Here is a 16,060-nt window from a genome sequence, read left to right as displayed (position 1 = left end):
CCTCCCCATGAGCAAGGTGCTGGACAACCTGGTCGATCTGCTGACCCTCGAATCCCTGGCCCCCGATCTGTATCGCGGCGGCAGCCAGGATCTCGGCTTTCCCCAGCTCTTTGGTGGACAGGTGCTGGGTCAGGCGCTGTCGGCGGCCAGCCAGACCGTGCCGGTGGAGCGCCGCGTGCACTCGCTGCATGGTTACTTCCTGCGCGCCGGTTCGGCGGTGGAGTCGGTGACCTACCAGGTGGATCGCATCCGCGATGGCGGCAGCTTTTCCACCCGCCGGGTCACCGCCTTCCAGGGCGAGCAGCCGATCTTCTTCTGCAGCGCCTCCTTCCATGTCGAGGAGCCTGGCTTCGAACACCAGACGACCATGCCGGAGGTGCCCGCACCCGAGACCCTGCAGTCGGAGATCGCCCATGCCCAGCGCTATGCCGAGCTGATCCCCGCGCCGCTGCGCGACAAGCTGCTGGGACCACGGCCGATCGAGATGCGCCCGGTGGTCTTTACCGATCCCTTCAAGCCGGAGCCGACCGAGCCGGTCCGCCACGTCTGGTTCCGCGCCACGGGCGATTTGCCGGACCAGCCGGCGCTGCACCGCTACCTGCTGGCCTATGCCTCGGACTTCAACCTGCTGCCAAGTTCGCTGCTGCCTCATGGCACCAGTTTCTGGGATCGCTCGCTGCAGATCGCCAGCCTCGACCATGCGGTCTGGTTCCACCGCGATTTCCGTCTGGACGACTGGCTGCTCTACGCCATCGACAGTCCCTGGGCCGGTGGCGCGCGTGGCCTGTGCCGCGGCAGCATCTACAACCGCGCGGGCCAGCTGGTGGCCTCGGTAGCCCAGGAAGGACTGATTCGCAAACGCGGCTAAGACCAGGCCCCCTGGCTGGCTATTTCGGTAGCACCCTTATAGGCTCTTGCCTGCGAAGCACCGGGCGCCTGTCCAGGCGTCCCAGACACATCATTAGTTTGAGGCATCGTTCTTGAATCGACTCGAGCGCGTCGTAACCGGTATCCAGGGGCTGGATGAGATCTTGAAGGGAGGCCTGGTCGCAGGCGCGTCCTATGTCATCCAGGGCCGTCCGGGCTCCGGCAAATCGATCATGGCCAATCAGATCGCCTTCAACCATGTGCGCGGCGGTGGCCGGGTGCTGTTTGCGACCATGCTGTCGGAAACCCACGAGCGGATGTTCCAGTTCTTTTCCACGCTGGATTTCTTCGACCGCTCGTGCATCGGGGATCAGGTCCAGTACCTGAGTGCCTTCGACACCATGGAAGGCGAGGGGCTGGATGAGGTCGTGCGCCTGCTGCGGCGCGAGATCAGCCGGCAGAAGGCCAGTCTGCTGGTGGTGGATGGCCTGCTCAATGCGCGCTCGCGTGCGGAAACGCCCATCGACACCAAGAAGTTCATCGCCGAGTTGCAGGGGCATGCGGCCTTTGCCGGTTGCACGGTGATCTTTCTCACCAGCGCGCGTCTCGAAGATGGCAGCCCGGAACACACCATGGTCGATGGCGTGCTGGACCTGCACGAGGAAGAGATCGGCAGTCGCACCATCCGCCGCCTGGCGCTGCGCAAGACCCGCGGTAGCGGCGCGTTGCCGGGCTTCCACGAATTCACCATCTCCGATGCCGGCATCACCGTGTTTCCAAGGTTGGAAACTCTCTATCGCGATCCCTCGGTGGGCGCGACCTATCGCCTTGGGCACCAGCGGGTAACCAGTGGCGTGGCTTCGCTGGATGCGATGATCGAGAACGGGCTACCGGAAAGCTCGACCACCTTGCTCATGGGGCCTTCGGGTGCCGGCAAGACGTCCATTTCGCTGAATTTCCTGGCCGCCTGCACGCCCGAGGCCCCCGGTCTGATGTTCAGCTTCTATGAACCGCCGGAGCGGCTGCAACTCAAGGCCGACGCCCTGGGGCTCGATCTGGCCGGGCGTATCGATCAGGGCGCACTGCACATGCACTGGCAGCCCACGACCGAGTTGCGCCTTGATGAAGTGGGTCTGAAGCTGCTCGCGCTGGTCCAGCAGCACGGCATCAGACGGCTGGTTATCGACAGCCTGGGCGCCATTGCCCGCTTCGCCCTGCCACAGGGGCGGCTCATCGAATACTTCAGCGCATTACTGAACGAGCTGCGTACCCAGGGCGTCACAGTTCTAGCTACCTGGGAATTACGGGACATGTTTGGCGCGGACATAGCAGCGCCGGCCCCCGAACTTTCCAGCATGGTGGACAATCTGATTTTGCTGCGATTCGTCGAGGCCGAGGCGGAGATCAAAAGAGTTCTGTCCATCCTCAAGGTGCGGGATAGCCTTTATGACCCCTCGCTACGCGAGATGGTGATAGACAACTCGGGAATCGAACTGAAAAAGGCGTTCAAAGACATGGTGAAGGTGCTTTCCGGTTCAGCCATGCCCTCAATACAACCATGATCGCGTCGGCTGGGAGAGTCTCCACATGACGACGATACTGGTAGTCGATGACGAATTTCTGATAGCGGACATCCTGGCCTTCGCTCTTGAAGACGAAGGCTACATGGTGGTCAAGGCGAGCAACGGCCGCCGAGCGCTTGATGTCTTCGATCGAGAACTACCGTCGCTGGTCATCACCGATTTCATGATGCCGGTGATGAATGGCCGTGAGCTGGCGGAAGCGTTACGTGAACGCCAGGGCCTGCAACACCTGCCCATCATCCTCATGAGCGGGGCCCAGGCACACCTGGCCCAGGAGAGTTCGGAGCTGTTCGATGCCGTGTTCCAGAAGCCGTTCAACATTGGCGAAATCGTGGACGCGGTACACAAGCACCTGGTAACGCTGGAACGTTAATGAGCTCCACAGCAAAAAGGCCTGTCTAGACAGGCCTTTTTGCTGTGGAGCTGGCGCAGTGGCCAGCCCGGCGTCTCCGATCAGGAGCGCGAAAGCAGTACGCCCAGCACGAAACCGACACCGCCGGCGATGGCCAGAGCAGTGAAGGGCTTGTCGGCGGTCACATTGCGCGCGCAGTCGATGGCCTGGCCATATTGCTCCTGCAGCTTGCCTTCCAGTTGACGGGCCTTGCCCTCGGCTTGCCAGTCGGCATTGCCGGTCGCTGCGCCGAAACTGTCCTGGACCTTGCCGGTAGCGTCCTTGGCATTGCCTATGATCTGATCGGTATTCATAAATGCACCTCGTGTGGGGAAACGGGGGAGGTCATGCCAAACGGCATGCTTCCTTTATTGATCCGCGCCAGACGCATTTCGTTCAGGTCAATTTGCTGTTCGCGACATCTTTCGCGGTTCCCTGTCGAGAGGATTCATGATCTCCAGCCGTCTTTCCGTCCTTTGCCTGCTGTCGCTACTGGCTGGCTGCAGCACCCAGCAGCCGCCGGTCGAGCCCCCGACCAGTGCCGATGACCTCTTCACCCGTCCGATCATCGCCGAAAGCGTTCTGCGCGAAGGTTCACGCCTGCAGCTGGCACTTGCCCTGGCAGAGGGCGGTTCCGCCTTGGTTTCTCTGGATTGCACGGCCGACCAGGCCGAGCTGCTCTACCTTGATGGTGCTCAGCGGGTCTATCCCGGACGGGTGAATGCCTATGCCGTGCCCCTGCCGCTGAGCGCTACCAAGGTCGCGACGCTCAGGCAGCGTCCCGATGTGGCGGCGTTCTGCGCCCAGCCGGCCAACACCGACTGGCGCGCCCTCGCCAGTGGCCCTGAGGGTGACACCCTGGTGATCGACCGTAACAGCCTGGTGGATGCCAACGGAATACGCCGCTTCTGGGGAGGTCAGCAACTGGCCGTCGCGGTGCAGACGCCTAGCTATGGCGCTCCGGTCCGTCAGTGGCGCGAATCCCTGGCCGCCGATTGCACGGCGCGTCGTTACCTGCTGCTGGCGCGCTACGGCCTGGACGACCGCGGGCGGGTGACCGACAGCCAGCTGGGCGCTCAGGGCCAGGAGGCCTTCACGGCGGCGCCGGTCGAGCGGCGTACGCTGCTGGAAGCCGCCTGTGATCGTCGGGACGCCTTACTGGCCACGCCACGCCTGGATGGGGTCAAGGCTGCCGACACCGCACCGGCCGCACCACCGCCCCTCGGCGAATTGCCCGCGCCGCAGGCTCAGCCCCTGCAGGCGTTGAAGGCGCAGGCGTTACCCGCGCCGCGTCTGGCCGTCCAGCGCTTCGTGGAGGAAGGCGAAAGTCGCTACGAAGGCCAGACCCATGCCTATCGCGAAGAGGTGCAGGTCAGCCCCGGCCCGCAGCCCGGACTGCTGCGCTTCAGTGCCCAGGGCAAGGCTGCCCGGGTCGATTCGCTCAACTGGCGCGGGCTGATCGATCTGGTACGTCGTACCCGTATCGACAACGGCAATCTGCCGGTGGAAGAGGTGGCCAGCCTGGACCAACTGAGCTTCAGCGGCGACTGGCGCGCCCTTGCCGTGGGTAGCCAGGTCGGCTATCAGGGGCGGCAATCCCTGACCGGCAATCTCAAAGGCACCGAGCAGCGCGAAATCAGGCTGTCCTGCAAGGTGGTGAGCGAAGGCGAGGCACGCAAGGTACTGGCCAGCCTCAGCGGGCGGGCCAAGACCCTGGAGTGCCAGCATGGCGAGACGGGGAGCGGGCCGCGGAGTCGCTGGACCTATCTGGAAGACTACGGCTTCTTTCAGCTGACCAGTGTCGGCGCCGGCCGTGCCATGGGGCTGGAAAAGCACCTGAAGGAGCTGCGATAGCCGAACCAGAGCCCTTGGCCGAAAGACGGACGCTCAGGAAAGGTCTGGAAGTTCCCAGGCGATATTTTCCTTATAGGTAAAGATCACTCTCTCAAAGCGCTCTTTTTGGCGAATTAGTACCTGGAGTACGCTGTGTCTATCGAAACAGCACAACCAAGAGGTATTCGCTATGAAAGTCCTGGGTGTCCAAGCTATCGTCGCCGTCCTGTTCCTGGGCCTGCTGTCGGGTACGGCGTCCGCTGCCAGCCGCGACGTATCGAACAAATCGATCCGTGCCAATGCGCAAACGCAGTTCCAGTCGGAGCATCCGAACCGGGTCTCCGCGCTCTACCAGAACAACGCCAACTAGTCTGGCGGCTGTCTCGACGCCCCGGCGACCCACTCATCGCCGGGGCGTCGTGCTGTCTGGCCAGCCGCCAAGGCAGGTCTCGGCCACTTCCCCGCGTGATTCGCTTCACCTGCCGCCCCTCCGAGAAAAGCCGCAGTTCAGCACCTTCCTGACGGCCGTGGCCTCTTGCTCCGAAGCGGTCGGCGGCGCAGGCTGGGCGTCCGTCAGCAGAACGAGACAGAGTGATGAAGATCGGCGAATTGGCCAGACGCACCGATTGCGCGGTCGAGACCATCCGCTACTACGAGCGGGAGGGGCTGCTGAGCCCGGCAGCGCGTAGCAGCAGCAACTATCGCAGCTATGACGACACTCAGGTCGAGCGTCTGGTATTCGTCCGCCATTGCCGTTCGCTGGACATGACGCTGGAGGAGATTCGGGCCTTGCTGGCCCTGCGCGACACCAGCGAACCCGGCTGTGCCCAGGTGGATGCCCTGATCGGCGCCCATCTGCATCATGTCGAGGTGCGCATTCGCGAATTGAATCAGCTTCGCGAGCAACTGGTGACCCTGAGGCGTCACTGCCAGGGAGAGGGCGAGGGTGACCGTTGCGGCATCCTGCGCGAACTCGGTCAACCGGCGGCGCCGTCAGCGACTACCGCCAGTTGCAGTGCGGCCGGACACGCCCATGTGCCCGGCACCCACCGTCTGCACGACTAGCCAGGACTCAGAGCGTCTCTGCCCAGAGGTCGTACTCGTCGGCGTCGGTGACCCGGACCCAGACCTTGTCGCCCGGCTTGAGGGGATTGGCGCTGTCGACATAGACGTTGCCGTCGATTTCCGGGGCATCGGCGTAGGAGCGGCCGATGGCGCCTTGCTCGTCCACCTCGTCGATCAGGACCTCGATCTCGCGACCGATCTTGAGCTGCAGGCGCGCCGCGGAAATGGCCTGCTGGTGCGCCATGAAGCGCTCCCAGCGCGCCTGCTTGACCTCGTCCGCCACCGGCTCCAGGCCCAGTTCGTTGGCAGGTGCGCCTTCGACCGGTGAATACTGGAAGCAGCCGACGCGATCCAGCTGGGCTTCGGTGAGCCAGTCCAGCAGGTACTGGAAGTCTTCCTCGGTCTCGCCGGGGAAGCCGACGATGAAGGTGGAGCGGATGGTCAGCTCCGGGCAGATCTCGCGCCAGCGCTTGATGCGCGCCAGGGTCTTGTCCTCGAACGCCGGGCGCTTCATCGACTTGAGCACCTTGGGGCTGGCGTGCTGGAAGGGGATGTCCAGGTAGGGCAGCAGCTTGCCGGCGGCCATCAGCGGAATGACGTCGTCGACATTGGGGTAGGGGTAGACATAGTGCAGGCGCACCCAGACGCCCATGCCCGACAGCGCCTCGCACAGTTCCAGCATGCGCGTCTTGACCGGCTGGCCGTTCCAGAAGTCCAGCCGGTACTTGAGGTCGACACCGTAGGCGCTGGTGTCCTGGGAGATCACCAGCAGCTCCTTGACGCCCGCCTTGACCAGGCGCTCGGCCTCGGACAGCACGTCACCCACCGGGCGGCTGACCAGCTTGCCGCGCATGGAGGGGATGATGCAGAAGCTGCAGCTGTGGTTGCAGCCTTCGGAAATCTTCAGATAGGCATAGTGGCGCGGGGTCAGCTTGATGCCCTGGGGCGGCACCAGGTCGATCAGCGGATTGTGCTCCAGCTGCGGCGGCACCACCTCGTGCACGGCGTTGACCACCTGCTCGTACTGCTGCGGCCCGGTCACCGCCAGCACGCTGGGATGCACGCCGCGGATGTTGCCCTCGTCCACGCCCATGCACCCGGTGACGATCACCTTGCCGTTCTCGGCGATGGCCTCGCCGATGGCGTCCAGGGACTCGGCCTTGGCGCTGTCGATGAAGCCGCAGGTGTTGACCACCACCACGTCGGCGTCTTCATAGGTCGGCACGATCTCGTAGCCTTCCATGCGCAGCTGGGTGAGGATGCGTTCGGAATCGACGGTGGCCTTGGGACAGCCGAGGCTGACGAAACCGACCTTGGGGGCGGACGTTTGGATGGACATGGGCTAACCTCGGCGGGCGCTCAGGAGGCGCCTTGATCAAAAAACGCGCGATTCTAGCCATCTCTGCCGCCGCTTGGAAGGGGCAGGCGGGTCCCGGCGACCGCGCAGAGCTTTTTGCCGACCAAGGAGTCTATGGTGCTGGAAGCGCTGCGCCGAGAGGTTGCGCGCGCCACGCTACCGGCCTTTTCAACTTGATCCTGACGCCGCTTCGGCGCAGGATGCGCCGATTTTAGACTCTAGGAGCCCTGCATGAGCCGTCCGGAACACGAGCACGGTGGTAAAGCCCCTTCGGCCTTGGGAATGATCGTGCTCGCCACCGGCGTGGTATACGGCGACATCGGCACCAGTCCTCTCTATACCCTCAAGGAAGTCTTTTCGCCGCACTACGGCCTGCCGCTGAATCACGACAGCGTGCTCGGCATCCTGTCGCTGATCTTCTGGTCGCTCATCTGGGTCGTCACCCTCAAGTACATCACCTTCGTCATGCGCGCCGACAACCAGGGCGAGGGCGGCATCATGGCCCTCACGGCCCTGGCTCGCCGCGCCGCCCAGGGCTCGCCACGCCTGGCCACCACCCTGGTCCTGCTGGGGCTGTTCGGCGCCGCGCTCTTCTACGGCGACAGCATGATCACCCCGGCGGTCTCGGTGCTGTCGGCGGTGGAGGGCCTGGAGCTGGCCTTCGATGGCCTGGACGCCTGGGTCGTACCCATTGCCCTGGTGATCCTGGTCGGCATCTTCGCCATCCAGAAGCGCGGTACCGCCACCATCGGCAAGTTCTTCGGGCCGGTGATGGTACTCTGGTTCACTACCCTGGGTGCCCTGGGTGTCTATGGCATCGTCCAGCAACCCGAGGTGCTCAAGGCCTTCAATCCCTACTGGGCGGTGCAATTCTTCGTCGACAACCCGGTGAAGGGCTTCATCGTGCTGGGTGCGGCGGTGCTGGCGCTGACCGGCGCCGAAGCGCTCTATGCCGACATGGGCCACTTCGGGCGCAAGCCCATCGCCCGGGCCTGGCTGCTGCTGGTGCTGCCAGGGCTGGTGCTGAACTACTTCGGGCAGGGCGCGCTGCTGCTGGCCGATCCCGCGGCGGTGCGCAATCCCTTCTATCTGCTGGCGCCTGAGTGGCTGCTGCTGCCGATGATCGGCCTGGCGACCCTGGCTACCGTCATCGCCTCCCAGGCGGTGATCACCGGCGCCTTTTCCATGACCCGACAGGCCATCCAGCTGGGCTACATCCCGCGCATGCAGGTCCAGCACACCTCCAGCCAGGAGCAGGGGCAGATCTACATCCCGCTGATGAACTGGGCGTTGATGTTGGGGGTGATCTTCCTGATCCTGACCTTCCAGTCGTCGGCCAACCTGGCCGAAGCCTACGGCGTGGCCGTGACGGGGACCATGCTGATCACCAGCTGCCTGGTGTCGGCGGTGATCCTGCTGCTGTGGAAATGGCCGCGCTGGATCATGGTGCCGCTGCTGATCGGCTTTCTGCTGGTCGACGTGCTGTACTTCTCCGCCAATGCGCCGAAGATCCTCTCCGGCGGATCCTTCCCGGTGATCGCCGGTGTCATCATCTTCATCCTGCTGACCACCTGGAAGCGGGGCCGGCAACTGGTGGTGGAACGCCTGGACGATGGTGCGCTGCCGCTGCCGATCTTTATCAGCAGCATTCGCGCCCAGCCACCGTTCCGCGCCAAGGGCACCGCGGTGTTCCTCACCGCCCGTACCGATGTGGTTCCCCACGCCATGCTGCACAACCTGCTGCACAACCAGGTGCTGCACGAGCAGGTGGTGCTGCTCACGGTGCGCTACGAGGACCGTCCGCGGGTATCGCGCGGCGAGCGCATCGAGGTCGAGGACTTCGGTGACGGCTTCTATCGGGTGGTGTTGCACTATGGCTTCATGGACGAACCGGACATCCCCCTGGCGCTCAGCCACTGCCCCTATCCAGGGCTGGATTTCACTCCGATGCGTACCACCTACTTCCTCAGTCGGGAGACGGTGATCGCTTCCAAGCGGCTGGGCATGGCGCCCTGGCGGGAGAATCTCTTCGTCTTCCTGATGAAGAACGCCAACGGCAACCTGAGATTCTTCAAACTGCCGGTGAACCGGGTGATTGAACTGGGCACCCAGGTCGAGATCTAGTCCGGCGCAGCAAGAAAAAAGGCCCCAGCAGGGGCCTTTTCTTTGCCTAGTTGAACACCGGCGGCGGCAGGGCGTCGGGATCGGTGATGAAGGGCATCTGCCAGCTGTCGAGGGTCTGACCACGGCCTTCCAGCTCGCTGCGCACCGTGCCTATGTAGCCGGCCAGGCGCAGGGGATCGCTGTAGTCGCCCTCGCTGAGCCGTTCTTCGGTGTAGAGCGTCTTGCCCTGGGCATCGACCACGCCCAGGGCCAGGTCGTGGCCATCCGTGCCGGAAGACACCACGCAGCCAAGGGGCTGAAAGGCATCCACCAGGATCTTGCTGGCGGCATCGGCGGAAAGCGGTGTGCTCATGTCGGGAGTCTCCGTAGCTGTTGCAGCCATAGACCGCGGGAGACCGGCCCCTTGTTCCAGCCGTTCGTCCGGGCCCGCAGGCCCGGACGAAATACGCTATTGCGGCGTACGGGCCTCGATGGCCTTGACCATGAAGTCGGCCAGCTTGTCGTAGTTCTCGTCGAAATGGTGACCGCCCGGGCGACCCAGCTTCTCACCCGGCTGACCCGCCTGGGTGCAGCCGCTGTCGTCCTTCTCTTCCTCGCCATAGACGCAGAACAGCTTGGCGGCGGGAATCTTGCTGGTTTCCGGCAGGGTATCGGCTTCGTCACCCGGCTTGCCCAGCCAGCCTTCCACGGCGATCTCGAAGTTGCTCTTGCGGCTGAAGGCCAGCAGCAGCAGCGAGCTCACCTGGTCCTGATCCGCCTTGGGCAGGCGGTTGTAGACCGCTGGCAGGATGTCGGCGCCGAAGGAGTAGCCAGCCAGGACGAAGTGCTTGGCGTTCCACTTCTCGCGGTATTCCTGCATCAGGTTGGCGAGGTCGGCGGCGACCTGCTCGGGACTCTTGTGCTGCCAGAAGTAGCGTAGGGAGTCCACGCCAACGACCGGATAACCGGCCTCGTTCATGGCCTGGGCCGAGAGCCGGTCGATATCGCGCCAGCCGCCGTCACCGGAGTAGAAAATGGTCACGACGTCGGGATGGCCGGGCTTGACGTCCGGATCGGCCGGCATCTCGATGGTCGGGATGTCGTTGTGCTGGCCCAGCAGGCGATTCTTCAGCTGGGTGCGCAGCACCACCGGCAGGGCAGTGCCATAGTCGGCGATGGTCAGGTCGGCATTGCTCTGCTGACGCACGAAGATGGCCGAATCGTCGGTATCGGATGATCATTCCAGGCGATGTGCCATTGGCCAGCGGCCGCCTTGGCCGGCAGGGCGTCGGGGCAATCCAGGGTTTCCAGATTGAAGCCCACGCTCAGGGCCGCCGCCTTCGGGTTGTCCTGGGTCGTCAGCCAGCGCCAGGCGCGGGCGGCGCCCGGGCCGATGCCGCCGACGAAGGTCGGGGCGCCACTCAGCTGCTTGGCCGCCTGGGTGAAGTCGTCGTTCTGCGCCTGGCAGCTGTTGGCGACCCTGACCTCGTACTGGACGATCTCGGCGCCGGTGTTGGTCGCCAGGCCCAGCAGATCGGCATCCGCCAGTTGCAGGTCCGAGGGCGTGGCCAGGACCACGTGGGCATGCGGCTCGCCCTTGGGTGCGGCCATGGTCAGCAGGCGGCCATCCGGCTGCTCCAGGACCTTGACCTGGGGCGCCGACGGCCAGCGATGAAGCCACCACCAGCCCAGACCTCCAGCGATCAGCAGGATGACGAGCAGTACTGCGAGTGCACGTTTCAGCATAGGAGTCTCAACGTTTGACCAGGCCGGTATAACCCCCGGCGATTAGGGCGGCGGTATCGGCGAAGGCGACCAGGGGATCCAGGCCGGCGGGCACCGCCATGTAGCGCGGTTCCCATTCCGGATCGAACTTGTCCTTGAAGCGACGCAGCCCCTGGAAGTTATAGAACTGTTCGCCACGTCTGAACACCATGGCCCCCAGGCGCTGGGTGATGGGAGCGCCACGGCGGGGGTGCAGACCGGCCAGCGGGACCATGCCCAAGGAGAAGCGGGCGAAGCCGGCAGCCTTGAAGTGCAGGATCAGCCCCAGCATGAGGAATTCCATGGTCTGCTTGGGCGCATCCGCGGTGACCCGCATCAGGTCGATGCTGGCCAGGTCGGGGCGTTCGGTTTCCAGCAGGTTGGCGAAGGCCACCGCCTTGTCCTGGAAACGCACCACGGCGATACGAAAGTGCTTGAGGTAGGTCGGATCGAAACGACCCAGGGAAAAGCCCTTCTCGCGCACCTGCTTGCTCTCCAGCCAGACGTCGGAGATGGCCTTGAGCTCGTCCAGCGGCGCTTCGCCCGGGGCGTGGAATTCGATTGCCAGGCCGTCGCGCTGGCCGCGATTCCAGGTGTATCTCAGGTCCTTCTTGCCCTTGCTGTCGAGATCGAAGGCATGCAGGTCCACCCGGGCCTCTTCGCCAAGCTTGAGCGCCGTGAGACCGATGTCCATGTAGAACGGCAGGTTCTCCGCCCGTACCTGATAGAACACCGGCCGGGCATGGTGCAGGTCGCAGAGATCGCGAAATTTCCAGATCAGCTCGGCGCGAGGCTGGGAGCGGCCGATGGGATCGAAGAGGGCGATCAGACTGCGACCCCGTCGTCCGTACATCAGGAAGGCATCGTCGCTGTCGTGGAAGAGCAGGGCCTTGTCACCGGTCATCACCAGGCCGCCATCCGGCTGACTGGATTTGCGCACGATGCCGAAGGCCCGCTCGAGCTCGGCGCTGGTGGGGGCTTCGATCGGCGGCGGCGCGGCGCGCAGCAGCCAGCCCAGGGCGATGATCAGCAGCAGGACCGAACTGCCCAGGGCGGCACGCAGGCCGCGTGGGGCATCGGCATCCAGCGCGAATTGCCACCAGAGGCGGGTGTCGTAGGGCACGTCCTGATAGGCGAACAGCAGCAGCCACACCGAGGCGGCGACCACGCAGATGCTGGCGGTCACGTACAGCGGCGAGAAGGGCTGTTCCATCAGCCGGCTGCGGCGATAGAAGGATTTGCGGAAGATGGCGAGCAGCGCGGCCGTGATCGCCAGAATGGAGGCTTCCTCCCAGTCGAAACCTTTCAACAGGGACAGCAGGCAGCCCAGCAACAGCAAGACCAAGGTCACCGCCCAAGCCGCGGAGAGGCGCCGGCGCAATCCCTGCGCCAGCAATAGACAGACGACGCCGATCAGGCTCGCGCCCAGGTGGGAGGCATCGATCAACCGCTGGGGCAGCAGGAAATCCATGCCTTCCAGGCGGGTGTCTATTTCAGGGGTGACCCCAGAAAAAAGCAGTACCACCCCAGAAAAAAAAACCAGGATGGCGAGGATGGGTGCCGCCAGGCCGGAGGCGACCCGTACGGCCGGACTGTTCGACAGCAGGCGGCGGCCTTCGCTGAACAGCAGCACCAGGCAGGCGATCACGAAGGGCAGCAGCACATAGAACAGGCGGTAGACCACCAGCGCCGCCGCCAACTGGGCGGCGCCCAGCTCGTTGGCGAAGGCCGCCAGCAGGACAGCCTCGAACACGCCGACACCGCCCGGAACGTGACTGAGCACCCCGGCGGCCAGCGCCAGCAGGTAGACCAGCAGGAAGGCACCGAAGGGCGGCGCTGTGGGCAGCAGCAGATAGAGCACCATCGAGGCGGCGGTCACGTCGAGGATGGTGATCACCAGCTGCAGCACGGACAGCCGCAGGGTCGGCAGGCGCAGGGCACGCTTGCCGATGCGGAAGTGCAGGGCGTGGGCGCAGGGCTGCTCGGGCACCCGCCAGCGGCGCAGGGCCAGGATGCCGACGGCATAGCCGAGCAGGATCAGGGCGGACACGGTGATGATCACCGCTTCGGGAACGCGCAGGGCCTGGGTGGACGCCGGCAGATTGGTCAGGGCGGCGATGGCGGCCAGGGGCGGCAGCGCGGTGCCCAGCGCCAGGCTGGAAAACACCGTCATCTGCGCCACTTCCAGAGCGCTGAGGCCCTGGCGGGCATAGAGGCGATAGCGCACCGACCCGCCGGACAGCATGGACAGGCCAACCGCATTGCCGATGGCGAAGGCGGTAAGGCCGCCCATGGTCCAGGCGCGTGCCGGCAGCTTGACGTCGGCGAAGCGCATGGCCGACCACTCGTAGCCGAGCAGGATGGTGAAGCCGGCGGCTGCGGCGATCAGCGCGCCGATCAGGGAGGAGTGTGGAATATCGTGAAGGGCATCATGGAGAGCTTCGCCATCGATGCTGCTCAGCAGATGCCAGCAGACCACCAGGGCGGCGGCGAACAACACCAGCGTCAGACCCAGTTCGATGGGTTGCCGGTAGGCCGTCAGGCGCTCCAGGAGGCGCCAGGGCAGCGCCTGAGGGGGCGAAACAGGGTGGTCCGCAGGGGATGCCGGCTTCGAGGAGACCTCTTTGGCTGGATCAGGTGCAGTCATGCAAACTCCTCTAGACAGGAACGCGCGTCAGATTACTGGTCGCGCGCGGTTTGCCAAGCCTTGTACAGATAAAAAAGCTCTATACCAACCTTTGTAGCTCTTGTAGCCACAGAGTTCGCACCGCCTGGATCTGAACCGGGTCAAATTCAGGGCAAAAAAAAACCACTCAAGAGAGTGGTTTTTTCGAATTTGGTTGCGGGAGCTGGATTTGAACCAACGACCTTCGGGTTATGAGCCCGACGAGCTACCAGACTGCTCCATCCCGCGTCCGATGTGGCTCAGTATAGGGCTAAGAAAAAATTCGTCAAGGAAAAATTTAATATTCATCAAAGGCTTATTTACCAAGCAGGGACGGGCCTACTTGTCGCCATCGCTTTTCTGCATCTGCACCGACGCCTTTTCGCCGCTGGAGCGGTTCTGCTGATCAGATTGGTCGCGATCGAAGCAGCCACCCAGCATGAGGCTGAGGAGCAGGGCAGAGGACACGAGTAGAGGGCGCTTCATGGGGGTTCTCCTAGAGGTACGTCCTCAGTCGACCCATCTAGCCGGCAAAGGGTCCGGAAACCCGATGAGGGCCCCTGCGCGATCAAGTGAGAAGGTGATAGCAAAACGCCGCTAAGGGCCAGGGCAGGTGGTGGCCATGTGCTATCCTCGATGGGTGTTATGGAGAACCTCATGCACCCTACCCAGGATTCGAGTCGTCTGGATCAGCGCATCATGCGCGTGATGGATCACGATATAGCGACACTGGTCGCCCAGTTGTGCAATCTTTCCCTGGCGCTTACCGGCAGCAGTGCCAAAGGTGCGTCGGAGATGGCACTTCAGGTCGTGGAGAAAGTCGAATTGCTCGTCTACGACATGCAGACGCTCCGCGCTGCGGCGCAGGAATTGCTGGACACCACGTCCCGTCATGTTCGCTCCGGCCATATAGAAGATCGGACCGTCATCGCCGGCGACGAGGGTGCACCTTTCGACGATGGGCAGCGCGACCGAACCGTTTGACCAGGAAAGTCCAAGGGGCCGCCATGAATCTGCTGCTGGAAACCTTGCTCCAACATCTCCAGGGCCTGGGTCGCATCGAGTTCTTCGAGCGCAGCGAGCATTTCGCGCGGTTGATGATCACCACGCCCGACGGCGTGATCGCCGAGCGCCACCTCTATTACGATCAGCTGCACCATGCCCATGACCTCAAGGCGGTGGTCGATGAGCTGCGCGAAGAGGTCGTCCATCGGCAACGCCTGCTGCAAGACGTCGGTTAACGGGCGATTCGTCGTCCGCCATGGACAAATCCGGGCGGTCTTGGCTTACTGTACGGATAATCAGCCGCCAAGCCCGGCCCGGCATCTCTCTCCATGGCTCCGGACAGTCCTCCCGCCCAGCTCCCACCCAAGCGCCAGCGCAAGATCATCCATGTCGACTGTGACTGCTTCTATGCGTCCATCGAGATGCGCGACGATCCGCGCCTGGGCGGCAAGCCGCTGGCGGTAGGCGGGACCCCTGATCGTCGTGGGGTCGTCGCCACCTGCAACTACGAGGCCCGGGCCTTCGGCGTGCGCTCCGCCATGTCGTCCCACCAGGCGCAGAAGCTCTGTCCAGACCTGGTGTTCGTCAAGCCGCGCTTCGAGGTCTACAGGGAGGTATCACGGCAGATCCACGGCATCTTCCAGGACTACACCGAGCTGATCGAGCCGCTGTCACTCGACGAAGCCTATCTGGATGTCACCCAGTGCGAGCTGTTCAACGGCAGCGCCACCCTGATCGCCCGTGATATCCGCAGGCGGGTGTGGCAGGAGTTGAACATCACGGTGTCCGCCGGGGTGGCGCCCAACAAGTTTCTCGCCAAGATCGCCAGCGACTGGAAGAAGCCCAACGGGTTGTTCGTCATCGCCCCGCACGAGGTGGACGACTTCGTCGCCGCCTTGCCGGTGGCCAAGCTGCATGGCGTGGGCAAGGTCACCGCCGACAAGCTCAAGCGCCGCGGCATCGTCCTCTGCAGCGACCTGCAGACCTGGTCGCGCTTCGATCTGCTGCGCGAGTTCGGCAGCTTCGGCGAGCGCCTCTGGTCGCTGGCCCATGGCATCGACGAGCGCCAGGTCAAGGTGGACAGCCAGCGGCAATCGGCCAGCGTGGAGCGCACCTATGACCGCGATCTGCCCGATGCCGCCGCCTGTGCGCAGGAGTTGCCCGAGTTGCTGGCCAAGCTCGAAGAGCGGCTGACGCGCCTGGCCGATCGTTATCGCCCGGAGCGACCCTTCATCAAGGTCAAGTTCCACGACTTCACCCAGACCACCCTGGAACAGCAGGGCGCCGGTCGTGATCTCGACAGCTATCGGCGCCTGCTGGAGCAGGCCTACCGGCGGGGCAATCGGCCGGTACGGCTGCTCGGGGTGGGCGTGCGCCTGACGGATCTGCGCGAGGCGGCGCTGCAGATGAGGCTGTTCGAGGACTAG

Annotated in this window: 15 protein-coding genes, 1 tRNA gene and 1 pseudogene; 10 read left to right on the top strand and 7 right to left on the bottom strand. The window is 64.1% G+C overall.

What is annotated here, in order from left to right:
• The first annotated feature begins 7 nt into the window (after positions 1-7).
• From tesB to QE444_RS17295, 3 genes are all read left to right on the top strand, one after another.
• Positions 8-868 (top strand): acyl-CoA thioesterase II, encoded by an 861-nt coding sequence (gene tesB / locus QE444_RS17305; RefSeq protein WP_133861127.1) that lies wholly within the window; start codon positions 8-10, stop codon positions 866-868.
• 112 nt (positions 869-980) lie between these two features.
• Entirely contained in the window at positions 981-2,429 is a 1,449-nt protein-coding gene (locus tag QE444_RS17300; RefSeq protein ID WP_133861126.1) for an ATPase domain-containing protein, read from the top strand.
• A 25-nt stretch (positions 2,430-2,454) separates the two neighbouring features.
• Complete coding sequence (locus tag QE444_RS17295) at positions 2,455-2,823, top strand: response regulator (RefSeq protein ID WP_133861125.1); 369 nt, start codon at positions 2,455-2,457, stop codon at positions 2,821-2,823.
• A gap of 80 nt (positions 2,824-2,903) precedes the next feature.
• On the opposite strand, the gene QE444_RS17290 is transcribed toward QE444_RS17295, so the two are convergent.
• Positions 2,904-3,155: a CsbD family protein gene (locus QE444_RS17290; RefSeq protein ID WP_017642209.1), complete on the bottom strand. Its 252-nt coding sequence runs from the start codon at positions 3,153-3,155 to the stop codon at positions 2,904-2,906.
• Positions 3,156-3,291: 136 nt separating this feature from the next.
• Here QE444_RS17290 and QE444_RS17285 point away from each other — a divergent pair, with 136 nt between their 5' ends.
• From QE444_RS17285 to cadR, 3 genes are all read left to right on the top strand, one after another.
• Entirely contained in the window at positions 3,292-4,695 is a 1,404-nt protein-coding gene (locus QE444_RS17285; protein WP_309740281.1) for a hypothetical protein, read from the top strand.
• Positions 4,696-4,864: 169 nt separating this feature from the next.
• Entirely contained in the window at positions 4,865-5,044 is a 180-nt protein-coding gene (locus tag QE444_RS17280; protein ID WP_133861123.1) for a hypothetical protein, read from the top strand.
• A 224-nt stretch (positions 5,045-5,268) separates the two neighbouring features.
• On the top strand, positions 5,269-5,739 hold the full coding sequence (gene cadR / locus QE444_RS17275) for a Cd(II)/Pb(II)-responsive transcriptional regulator (protein ID WP_133861122.1): 471 nt from the start codon (positions 5,269-5,271) through the stop codon (positions 5,737-5,739).
• A gap of 7 nt (positions 5,740-5,746) precedes the next feature.
• On the opposite strand, the gene rimO is transcribed toward cadR, so the two are convergent.
• A complete protein-coding gene (rimO, locus tag QE444_RS17270; RefSeq protein ID WP_187981377.1) occupies positions 5,747-7,072 on the bottom strand; it encodes a 30S ribosomal protein S12 methylthiotransferase RimO in 1,326 nt (441 codons plus the stop codon).
• A 306-nt stretch (positions 7,073-7,378) separates the two neighbouring features.
• On the opposite strand from rimO, the gene QE444_RS17265 reads away from it, so the two are divergent.
• The gene (locus QE444_RS17265) at positions 7,379-9,220 is read left to right on the top strand and encodes a potassium transporter Kup (RefSeq protein ID WP_133861257.1); all 1,842 of its coding nucleotides are present in this window, start codon (positions 7,379-7,381) and stop codon (positions 9,218-9,220) included.
• 46 nt (positions 9,221-9,266) lie between these two features.
• On the opposite strand, the gene QE444_RS17260 is transcribed toward QE444_RS17265, so the two are convergent.
• The 5 genes and pseudogenes from QE444_RS17260 to QE444_RS17240 all read right to left on the bottom strand — a co-directional run bounded on the left by QE444_RS17260 (position 9,267) and on the right by QE444_RS17240 (position 14,114).
• The gene (locus QE444_RS17260) at positions 9,267-9,572 is read right to left on the bottom strand and encodes a hypothetical protein (RefSeq protein WP_133861121.1); all 306 of its coding nucleotides are present in this window, start codon (positions 9,570-9,572) and stop codon (positions 9,267-9,269) included.
• 96 nt (positions 9,573-9,668) lie between these two features.
• Positions 9,669-10,945, bottom strand: a pseudogene (locus QE444_RS17255) (virulence factor family protein).
• A gap of 7 nt (positions 10,946-10,952) precedes the next feature.
• Positions 10,953-13,610: a bifunctional lysylphosphatidylglycerol flippase/synthetase MprF gene (mprF, locus tag QE444_RS17250; RefSeq protein WP_263258930.1), complete on the bottom strand. Its 2,658-nt coding sequence runs from the start codon at positions 13,608-13,610 to the stop codon at positions 10,953-10,955.
• A gap of 190 nt (positions 13,611-13,800) precedes the next feature.
• Positions 13,801-13,877, bottom strand: a tRNA-Met gene (locus QE444_RS17245).
• Positions 13,878-13,967: 90 nt separating this feature from the next.
• On the bottom strand, positions 13,968-14,114 hold the full coding sequence (locus QE444_RS17240; protein WP_166655896.1) for a hypothetical protein: 147 nt from the start codon (positions 14,112-14,114) through the stop codon (positions 13,968-13,970).
• A 171-nt stretch (positions 14,115-14,285) separates the two neighbouring features.
• Between QE444_RS17240 and QE444_RS17235 the strand changes: the two genes are divergently transcribed.
• The 3 genes from QE444_RS17235 (at position 14,286) to dinB (ending at position 16,060) form a co-directional block, all read left to right on the top strand.
• Entirely contained in the window at positions 14,286-14,612 is a 327-nt protein-coding gene (locus QE444_RS17235) for a hypothetical protein (RefSeq protein WP_187979704.1), read from the top strand.
• A 23-nt stretch (positions 14,613-14,635) separates the two neighbouring features.
• On the top strand, positions 14,636-14,869 hold the full coding sequence (locus tag QE444_RS17230; RefSeq protein ID WP_017642220.1) for a hypothetical protein: 234 nt from the start codon (positions 14,636-14,638) through the stop codon (positions 14,867-14,869).
• 93 nt (positions 14,870-14,962) lie between these two features.
• Entirely contained in the window at positions 14,963-16,060 is a 1,098-nt protein-coding gene (gene dinB / locus QE444_RS17225; RefSeq protein ID WP_309740270.1) for a DNA polymerase IV, read from the top strand.

It is taken from the genome of Pseudomonas sp. SORGH_AS_0199 (assembly GCF_031453735.1).
GTDB classification, from domain to species: Bacteria; Pseudomonadota; Gammaproteobacteria; order Pseudomonadales; family Pseudomonadaceae; genus Chryseomonas; species Chryseomonas aestiva.
This window is presented reverse-complemented; position numbering and strand designations above follow the sequence as displayed.